At 27.5% G+C, this 10,050-nt stretch carries 10 protein-coding genes; 9 read left to right on the top strand and 1 reads right to left on the bottom strand.

Annotated elements, in window-relative coordinates:
* Positions 1-630: 630 nt before the first annotated feature.
* Positions 631-894 (bottom strand): hypothetical protein, encoded by a 264-nt coding sequence (locus tag ON17_RS00915; RefSeq protein WP_017191610.1) that lies wholly within the window; start codon positions 892-894, stop codon positions 631-633.
* 735 nt (positions 895-1,629) lie between these two features.
* Here ON17_RS00915 and ON17_RS00910 point away from each other — a divergent pair.
* From ON17_RS00910 to ON17_RS00870, 9 genes are all read left to right on the top strand, one after another.
* Positions 1,630-2,112 carry a hypothetical protein gene (locus ON17_RS00910; RefSeq protein WP_040849595.1) on the top strand — a complete coding sequence of 161 codons (483 nt, stop codon included), beginning with the start codon at positions 1,630-1,632 and terminating at the stop codon, positions 2,110-2,112.
* A gap of 433 nt (positions 2,113-2,545) precedes the next feature.
* Positions 2,546-4,123, top strand: a complete 1,578-nt coding sequence (gene rny, locus ON17_RS00905) for a ribonuclease Y (RefSeq protein ID WP_017191607.1) — start codon at positions 2,546-2,548, stop codon at positions 4,121-4,123.
* 78 nt (positions 4,124-4,201) lie between these two features.
* Complete coding sequence (locus ON17_RS00900) at positions 4,202-4,972, top strand: TIGR00282 family metallophosphoesterase (RefSeq protein WP_026071983.1); 771 nt, start codon at positions 4,202-4,204, stop codon at positions 4,970-4,972.
* A 51-nt stretch (positions 4,973-5,023) separates the two neighbouring features.
* Complete coding sequence (gene miaA, locus ON17_RS00895; protein WP_017191605.1) at positions 5,024-5,905, top strand: tRNA (adenosine(37)-N6)-dimethylallyltransferase MiaA; 882 nt, start codon at positions 5,024-5,026, stop codon at positions 5,903-5,905.
* A 1-nt stretch (position 5,906) separates the two neighbouring features.
* Positions 5,907-6,482 carry an elongation factor P gene (efp, locus tag ON17_RS00890; RefSeq protein WP_017191604.1) on the top strand — a complete coding sequence of 192 codons (576 nt, stop codon included), beginning with the start codon at positions 5,907-5,909 and terminating at the stop codon, positions 6,480-6,482.
* A gap of 119 nt (positions 6,483-6,601) precedes the next feature.
* Positions 6,602-7,273, top strand: coding sequence for a (d)CMP kinase (gene cmk / locus ON17_RS00885; RefSeq protein WP_017191603.1), 672 nt, complete (start codon positions 6,602-6,604; stop codon positions 7,271-7,273).
* Complete coding sequence (gene der, locus ON17_RS00880; RefSeq protein ID WP_017191602.1) at positions 7,270-8,589, top strand: ribosome biogenesis GTPase Der; 1,320 nt, start codon at positions 7,270-7,272, stop codon at positions 8,587-8,589. The genes cmk and der overlap by 4 nt, the downstream gene beginning before the upstream one ends.
* Entirely contained in the window at positions 8,586-9,563 is a 978-nt protein-coding gene (locus ON17_RS00875; protein WP_017191601.1) for an NAD(P)H-dependent glycerol-3-phosphate dehydrogenase, read from the top strand. Before der ends, ON17_RS00875 begins: the two co-directional genes overlap by 4 nt.
* 228 nt (positions 9,564-9,791) lie before the next feature.
* Positions 9,792-10,050 (top strand): HU family DNA-binding protein (locus ON17_RS00870; RefSeq protein ID WP_017191600.1); only part of this gene is annotated, 259 nt, incomplete at its 3' end.

Raw genomic sequence — 10,050 nt, 5'->3', positions numbered from 1 at the left:
AAAAAAAAAAAATAAATGTCCTCACGGCCGATCTCCCCTATAATGGCACCAATTGAAAATAACTAACCTTTCCAAAAAAAATAGTTTTTTTTGGAAAGGTTAGTTATTAATTAATTCAATAATAATATAAAAAAATTAATTGTCAACCTTTTTTAAAATATTGACTAAAAATATGTTCTAATGATATTAGAGAAAATATTTTTTCCTTTTGTGCAACCATATAGATATTTCATTTTTATAAATTTTTTATCATTTAAGAAAAAGAGTAAATCGATAAAATTTTTAAAATAATAAAAATGAGGTTTAACGTCTGTTTAAAAATATCCTTTTAAGATTTTTTTTGGTATCAAATATTAACGAAAAATAAATTTATGATTAAAAAAAATAAATAAGTTTTTAAAAAAAAGATCGTTTAAAATTGAAAATTTGGTTATTATTTTGGGTGGAAAATGCTAAACATCCCAGTGTTTAAGAGGAGTTTTTTTATTTTTATAATAAAACTGATTCCTAAGTATTTGATTTAAAACTCTTCCCAAATCGTCTTCTTCAAAAACTTAGAAAAACCTCTTTTCTCACTTTAAAAGTTTTAGGAGAAAAATAATTTAAATATTTTATACTTCTTTTGTGGTTTTAATAATAAATATATTGAGTAATCAGTTTTTTAGTGTTTGTGTTTTCTAAATCTCTTAAATAAAGTTGTTCGCCTTTAAAATTAGACCAAAAAGACTTTATGCAACCGTTTTGAGCAGAAAAACCTGCATCAGAGAAACTTTGGAGATAACTTTCTTGTTTTAATAAATTTTGAAAAACTTTCTCGGTATATTGAGATCCTTGGTTGGAATGGAAAATACAAGGTTTTTGAAGAGGTTTCAATGGGTTTAAAGTATCGACCACTTTAGTTCCATATTTTAAAAAAAACGGTATTCTCTGATGGTGTTGCCTTTTTTATCAGAATATTCTAAATAAGGGGTAAGGTTGATTTTGTTTTTTAAAATAGAATCTTTTTGCTTATCATCTTGGAAGATGTTATTGTTGTTTATCGGTTGGGAAGTGTTTTCTGGAACAGAAATGAGGATAGGAGTTGTCTTCTGAAAGTTTTTAAACCACTTATAAACGCTAAAAAAAGAAAAAACATATAAAAAATGATCACTATTACGATAATAGCAGTTATTTTGATGTTTTTAGGCTTTTTTATATTAACTCATAAGTTGTTTTTTTTCATAATTTTTTTTCACTTTCTATCCGATATAATTCCATTATGCGTTTTTTTGGCAAGATAAAAGGTTTTGTTACTAAAAGCCTAAAAAGAAAAGCTTAAAATAAGAAGAAATACCTTCGGTTTAACTTTTCAATCTTATTTAGATAAAAACCACTCAATAAACCTTTTATAGGGTAAAAATTGTTATAAAACAAAAGATAATAAAGTAATTTTTCTTTTTTCTATAAGTCAAATGTTAATATATAATATTAACGGATAGTTAAATTTTAAATATTTGTAAAAATTATTATAATTTTATAAACTTTCCAACCTAAACATAAATTAAAAATTAAACTTAAAAACTTAAAATTAAACTTTAAAAACATTAAAAAAATAAATTATTCCAAAAAAGAGGAGTTTTAACAAAAAAATTGACAAACAAATTCAATTCTAAAAAATTAATCATTGGGTCACTTTCGATAATGGCCATTTTAATGGTTGTTTTTTCAGTCATTTATATCAGCGCTTTCGCTGCAGAAGAAAATATATTAGAACCAGAAGAACCCATCTCAGAAGAAATAGTTTCAGAAGAAACACCTTTAAACATTGAATCAGAAGAAAAGATAGCAGAAAATTCTGATTTAACAACTCCAAAAGATTACCAAATCGCTCCAGAAAGTAAGAGTAAAACAGGCTCTAGCTCAGACTTATTGGATAAATTACAAAATTCACCAATATTTCATAAAATACAAGATCAAACAATTGCTTTAGGTCAAAATTTCTTAGATAGAGCGCAAAAACAAATATTAAATCCGCTAAAACCAAATAAAAATAATGTAGCCAAAGGTAAAAAAACTCCTTTACGCAAGCCATCTATTTCCAATAGAGTCAATCAATTATTTCAGACTATATAAAACAAAGAATTGATTTTTCAAAAATGGAAAATAAATTTTGAATTGGAGCGCCTTATCTAGGACAATCATAAACAAATTAAAATTTTTTAATTTGTTTATTTTTTATATATTCGCATCATAGAAAAGAAACCTGGGAGGGGAAGAACAAAAAATATTTCACCCTTTTGTCTTATTTATAGGACTTTCGTCCTTTACAATAATGTTTTTTTATGGTATAATGTTTTTTTACAATCCTAATTTAGAATTCAGATCAAAAAAGATAAATTAATTTTTAAAAGAATTTTATTTAAAATATAAATAAATGTTCTTTAATTCCAAAGAATGGTTTATAATAAGGATAAATTATTTTTGTTTGATAAAAAAATTATTTTCATTTTTAAGAATAAAAATAAAAAAACACACATATGTAAAAAAGGGAAGGCATACAATTAAAATGTTACCAGGAACACATTTATGGTTCCTTGCTTTGGTTGTTCTGCTCTTAATCTTATTAACTGCGGGAGTTTATTATTATTTTTTTCATTATCGGTTTAAAATTCAAAAAATGCTTCAAAACGCCAATAAAAAAATCAAAGATAAAATAATAAATTCTCAAATATTAGCGCAAGATCTCTTATCAGAAGCTAAAAAAGAAATTTATTTATTAAAAAAAGAAACAGAATATGATTTAAATCAAAGAAGAAAAATAATCGTTAATTTAGAGGAAAAAATAATTTATAAAGAAGACTTGTTGGCTTCTCGAACTAAATATTTAAATGAGAAAGAGGAATTATTGTTTTTTAAAGAACAAAACATCAATAAACAAAAAAAAGAAATGGAACACCTTCAAAGCAAGATCCAACAAATTATTAACCAACAACAATTAAAATTAGAAGAAATAGCTTCTTTAACTCAAGTTAAAGCTCAAGAAATTTTAATGGAAGAGGCAAGAACATTAGTTGCGCAAGATATGATGTTTTTAATCAAAGAAAAAGAAGAAGAGTTGAAATTTAAAGTTAAAAAACAAGCCACTAATTTATTAGTTTCCACAATGCAAACTTTATCTCGAGATATTTCTTCGGAACATAACGTAGATATCATTTATTTTGAAAATAATGATTTAAAAGGTCGTATTATCGGTAAAGACGGTAGAAACATTAAATCTTTTGAAATTATCACAGGAGTTGATCTAATTATAGATGATGTTCCTAATACAGTTATTTTAAGTTCTTTTGATTCTATCAGAAGAGAAATAGCGAGAAGAACTTTAGAAAGTTTAATCGTAGATGGTAGAATCACTCCAGCGAGTATTGAAAAAACTTTTAATAAAATGAATTTTGAAGTAGATAATTTTATACAAGAAATAGGTGAAGAAGCTGTTTTAGAAACTAAAATAGGTTTTATTCATAATGATTTAGTCAAATTGTTGGGTAAATTAAATTTTAGAACTAGTTATGGGCAAAATGTTTTAAGACATTCTGTAGAAGTAGCTTTTATAGCTGGTAAATTAGCCGCTGAAATAGGTGAAAATCAAAATATTGCCAGAAGAGCTGGTCTTTTGCATGATATAGGAAAAGCCCTAGATTACGAAATAGAAGGCAGTCATGTTAAAATTGGTGTGGATTTAGCGACTAAATTTCAAGAGCCTGAAGAAGTAATAGATGCTATAGCATCTCATCATGAAGACGAAGAACCAAAAACTGTTATAGCTGTTTTAGTGGCTATTGCTGATGCAATTAGTTCTTCTCGCCCTGGAGCACGTAGAGAATCAATCGAAAATTATATCCAAAGGATAACTCAATTAGAAGAAATAGCCGATAACATTAAAGGAGTTGAGAAATCTTACGCTATTAGATCAGGTAGAGAAATAAGAGTAATTGTTAAACCAGAAGATATTGATGATTTAGCAACTTTTTTGATAGCCGAACAAATTAAAAACAAAATTAAAAAAAACATCAATTACAATGGAAGTATTAAAATAACAGTTATCAGAGAATTTAGAGTGACCGAAGTTTTTGACGTTAATAGTTAAAAAAAGTTATTTTAAATGATTATTTGGTTAATTTTATTAATTCAACAAATGAGAAAAAATAAAACAAAGGAGCAAACGATGAACATTCTTTTTGTCGGAGACATTTGTGGAAAATCAGGTGTTGATTATTTAATGGAAAAAATCAATCTCTTAAAAAAAAAATATAATGCCGAAATGGTCATTGTTAACGCCGAAAACGTAGCCGATGGACAAGGTTTAAATTATGAAAATTACCAAAATTTAACTCTTTCTGGAGTTAATTTAATGACTATGGGAAATCATACTTGGAAGCACAATTCTTTAGAAAATTTTATTGACCATTCTAACGTTATTCGTCCGGTTAATGATGAAAGCAAGAAAGTGGGAAGTGGTCATAAAATAGTTACATATCAAAATAAAAAGATATTGATAATAAACGCTTTAGGAAGAGTTTTTATGAATAACGACTCTTTATCTTCCCCTTTTACAGAAGTAGATAAAATTTTACATGAATATCGCGACCTATATGATTATTCTTTATTGGATTTTCACGCTCAAGCTACTAGTGAGAAAATTGCTTTAGCTCATTATTTTGACGGAAGAATCGATGCTATAGTGGGAACTCATACTCACGTCCAAACGAACGATGATCGTATTTTGCCTAAAAAAACGCTTTATATATCTGATGTAGGCATGACAGGTCCTTTAGATGGCGTCATCGGTCAAGATAAAAACATTATTATTAATAATTTTTTAAATACTAAAAAAAAAATGAAACAAAAAAACGCCCAAGGAAAAAGACAATTAAATGGAGTTTTATTGACTTTCGGCAAAGAGAGAAAAATTACTAAAATTAAATATAGCGAATAAAAAAATTATCGTCTATTTTAAACATCAATCTAAAAGAAATTGGAAAAGAATGTGAAAAAAATTATAGTTATTGCAGGTCCGACGACATCAGGAAAGACCGCTCTTTCAATCAAATTAGCTCAACATTTTCAAGGTGAAATAATTAACGCTGATTCAGTACAAATTTATCAAAAATTTGATATTGGTTCAGCTAAAGTCACGTTAGAAGAACAAAATAACATTAAACATCATTTGTTAAACGTTATTTCACCTAAAGATTGTTATAATATTTATGACTTTCAAAAAGATGTCAGAAAAATTATTCCTCAAATTGATGTTCCTTTTTTAGTGGGAGGAAGTGGTTTATATATTAAAGCCGCTCTTTTTGATTATGAATTTGAAGGAAAAGTTTTACCTAAAAATTATTTGGACGAAAAGGTCGATATTAAACAACTACTTCAAGCAGTGAAAGAAAAAGATCCTCATTTGGTTTTAGATGAGAATAATCCTCATCGCATTATCAGCGCTTATCAACATTTAAACCAAAGCAAATTAAGATCTGACAAACAAGGCAAAAACACGCCTCTTTTTGATTTTTTAGTGATTTATTTAGATATCAAGCGTAAGATTTTAAAACAAAGAATCGTTTTAAGGTTAGAACAGATGTTAGAAAAAGGTTTTATCGAAGAAGTCAAAATTTTAATTAAAGATTATCCTCAAACTAATTTCAATATTATCGGATATCGGGAAATAAAATTGTTTTTAGAAGATCAAATCACTTTAGAAGAAGCTAAACGCTTAATTATTTCTAAAACTTTTAAATACGCTAAAAGACAAAAAACATGGTTTAAAAATCAAATAAAACCTTTATTTGTGATAGATGCTTTATCGAATGATTTAGAAAACCAAGCCATTAATATAATTGAAAAATTTTTAAAAAAGGAATCCGACTAAAATGATTAGTACAAACGATTTTAAAACAGGTCAAACTATTAAGTTAAACAACCATATTTACCAAGTTATTGAGTTTTTACATGTTAAACCAGGCAAAGGAGCGGCTTTTGTACGTAGTAAACTCAAAAACTTGAGAACAGGCGGAATTATCGAACATACTTTTAATTCCGGTATCAAAGTAGAAACAGCGTTAATTGACAAAAGAAAATTAAAATTTTCTTATATTTATTATGAAAAATATGTTTTCATTGATGAGACGACTTATGAACAAATTGAAATACCAAAAAAAACCCTAAAAGGTGCAGTTAAATATTTAGCTGAAGAAATGGTGGTGGAAGTGGTTTTTTGCGATGAGAAAGAAATTTTAGGCGTTTTTTTGCCAGACAAAATATCTTTAAAAGTGGTACAAACGGATCCTGGAGCGGTTGGCGACACTAATAAAAAAACCACCACTTATAAAGATGCTGTTTTAGAAACAGGTTTAAAGGTTAAAGTGCCTATTTTTATCGCTCAAGATGAAACAATTATTGTGAATACAGAAACAGGACAATATGTTTCTCGAGACACGAGTAAATAATGTTAGAATAAATTTTGAAATAAAAAAAGAAAGATATCTAAATATTATATTGGGGCGAATATTTCCACAATTCATCAACTCAAATAAAGAGAAACAAAAAACGCGGAGAATATTATAATATGTTAGGTTTTAAATTAGCTATTGATGGGCCAGCTGGTTCAGGCAAAAGTACTATCAGTCAATTATTATCAGATAAATTTGGATGGTTTTATTTAAATACAGGTATTTTATTTCGTATTTTAACTTATTATGTTTTAAAGAATAAAGTACCTTATAAAACTCCAGAAGACCAAAAAATCTTAGCCAAAAGGTTAGAAGAAACTCATATTAAATTAGCCGACAATATCTTTTATTTGAATAATGAAGATTTAACCGCTCGTTTAAAAGATAAAGAAATAGAAAAAGAAATTTCTTTTATTTCTTCTTTAGTTGTAGTGAGAAATAAAATTTTTAATTTACAACAAAAATTAATCCAACAACACCCTTTTATTATTATGGACGGAAGAGACGTCGGAACCGTTGTGATGCCCAAGGCTAATTTAAAAATTTTTTTAACAGCTTCTGCACAAATGAGAGCTCTTAGAAAACAAAAAGAATTGTTCGCTAACAAACAAAAAAATATTTCTTTAGAAAGCATTGTGGAAAGTATTGAAGCGAGAGATAAACAAGATATAGAAAGAGAATTAGCTCCTCTAAAAAAAGCCGAAGATGCTTTATTATTAGATACGACTGATATGTCTATTGATGAAGTGGTGCAATTTATAGAAGTTAAAATAATGGAAAAATTATGAATTTTAAAGTAGCTATTATAGGGCGCCCTAATGTAGGCAAATCGAGTTTATTCAATCGTATTTTAAACGAAAGAATATCGATTGTTTATGAAAAAGCAGGGACGACCAAAGATCGTATTTATTCTAAAGCTACCTGGTTAAACCAAAGTTTTTCTTTGATTGATACTGGAGGAATTGAAATTGAAAATGTCTCTATTAAAGAACAAATTAAACATCAAGCAGAATTGGCTATTAATGAAGCCCATTTAATTATTTTTGTGACCGACGGTCATACTAGATTGATTCAAGAAGATTTAGATATCGCTAAACTGCTTTATAAAAAAAATATTCCTATTATCGTAGCAGTCAATAAAATCGATAATATTAATTTTATCGAAAATGTTTATGATTTTTATTCTTTAGGTTTTGATGAAGTGGTGGGAATTAGCACTCATCATGGCATTGGTATTGGTGAATTATTAGATAAAGTAATCGCTCATCACCCTCGCAAAACAGATGTCAAAATTAATGACAAAGAATTAAGGTTTTCTTTGATAGGACGACCTAATGTAGGCAAATCAACTTTAACTAATGCTTTATTAGCGCAAGAAAGAATGATTGTTTCTGATGTTCCTGGTACTACTACAGACGCTGTGGACACTGTTTTTCAAAAAGACGGTAAAACGTATCATATTGTAGATACTGCCGGCTTAAGAAAAAGAGGCAAAATTTATGAAAAACAAGAAAAATACAGTTCTTTAAGAGCTTTAAGTGCTCTGGAAAGAAGTGATATTGTTTGTTTTGTTCTGGATGCTAGTCAAGAAATTTCTGATCAAGACCGTAATATTGCGGCTATGATTTTTAACTATGCTAAACCTTGCATGATTATAGTGAATAAATGGGATTTAGCGGAAAATAATGATAAAGATATGAAAAAATTTAATCAAAAAATCAAAAATGAATTTAAATTTTTTGATCATGTTCCTATCGTGTACGTGTCAGCTTTTAATAAAAAAAGAATTCATACTTTTTTTCCTGTTTTAGAAGAAATATTTTATAATTATCATCAATCTTTTAGTGCCGCCCTTTTGAACGATATTTTGCATGAAGCGACTCAAATGAATCCTCCTGCTTTATTTAAAGGTGGAAAGGCTAAATTTTATTTTCTGAAACAAACATCGACCAAACCGCCGGAATTCATTTGTTTAGTTAATAATCCTGATTATATTCATTTTTCTTATAAAAGATATTTAAACAACCAATTGAGATTACACTTAGAATTAAAAGGATTACCGATTAAAATGATTTTTAAAAAGAAAGAAATGGATTTGTTATGAAAAAAATCACTATTATGGGTGGTGGCGCTTGGGGCTCTACTTTAGGACAAGTTCTGACCGACAACCAACATCAAGTCTTAATATATGATAATAACGAAACATATATTAATAAAATTAACAACCAACAACATCCTATTTTTGATTTATCTTTGCAAAAGATTGTTGCTACTAATGATTTAGAAAAAGCGTTGAATTTTGCAGATATCATTGTTTTATGTATCCCTGCTCAAAAAATGAGAACTTTTTTACAACAAATTAATCCTCTTTTGAAAAAACCCAAAAGTTTTATTAACGCTTCTAAAGGGATTGAAACTAAGAGTAATAAAATGATTTTTCAAATTACTAAAGAGGAAATAGATCCTGATAAGTTGAAAAATTATGCTTCTTTATTAGGTCCTTCGCATGCGGAAGAAGTCATTTTAAGGCGAATAACTTTTTTATTGTCTGCTTCTGATGATAAAGCTTTTAGCGAAGAAATAGTGGAAATATTTTCTAACCCTCATTATTTGAAAATCAATCCTTCTGATGATGTTATGGGATCCGAATTATGTAGTGCTTTTAAAAATGCTTTATCTTTGGTAAGTGGTGTTTTAGATAATGAGGATTTCCAAACTAACGCTAAAGCGGCTTTTATCAGTTTAGGCATTATAGAAATGAAAAAAGTGTTAGAAATTTTAGACATGAAAACCGACATTGTTTTAGGGCTTTCTGGTTTAGGCGATTTTATCGTGACAGCTTTTAACGAAAATTCACGTAATTATCAAGCGGGTAAAAAAATCCGTTTAGGAATGGATTTAAACGATATTTATGCTAATTCTTTTCAAACTATTGAAGGAGTTAACAATTTAAAAGTTTTTTATGAATTATCTATAGAGAAAAACATTGTTTTACCTATCATCCAAAGCGCTTATCAAGTCGTTTTTGAAAAAAAACCCCTAGAAAATATCTTATCTAAGATATTAGAGACAAAATAAAACAAAAATAAATGATTTTGTGTTAATAAAGAGTAATTGTGTGTTAAAATCAAGTTAGATTCATGTTGTTTTTGAAAAAAAATAAATTATTATAAACATAAACAAGATTTTCAATTTTGAAAATAAATGAATCTATGTTATTTTTTGTAGTTAATAAAAGATTTTTTTGTTAAAATACAAGTAGATTTGCAAATATAAAAGACAAAATAGAATTAAAGGAGATTAACGTTGACCAAATCAGATTTATTAAATGCAATGTCCGACAAATTGGGCGTTACTAAAGAAAAAGTAGAAAAATTTTTACTATCTTTAAACGAAACAGTTGAAGAAGGGTTACATAAAAATGAAAAAGTAATTCTTCCAGGATTAGGAAGTATTCAATTAAAACACCGTAAGGAAAGAAAATGTAAAGTTCCTAAAAGTGAACAAGTTTTAACTGTGCCTGCACAAGATGTTCCTGTTTTCAAAGTAAATAAAAAATTTAAAG

The sequence above is a fragment of the Poinsettia branch-inducing phytoplasma str. JR1 genome (assembly GCF_000309465.1).
Taxonomy (GTDB): domain Bacteria; phylum Bacillota_I; class Bacilli_A; order Acholeplasmatales; family Acholeplasmataceae; genus Phytoplasma; species Phytoplasma pruni.
Note: the sequence above shows the minus strand (reverse complement) of the source record. Positions and strands in the feature narration are given on the sequence as shown.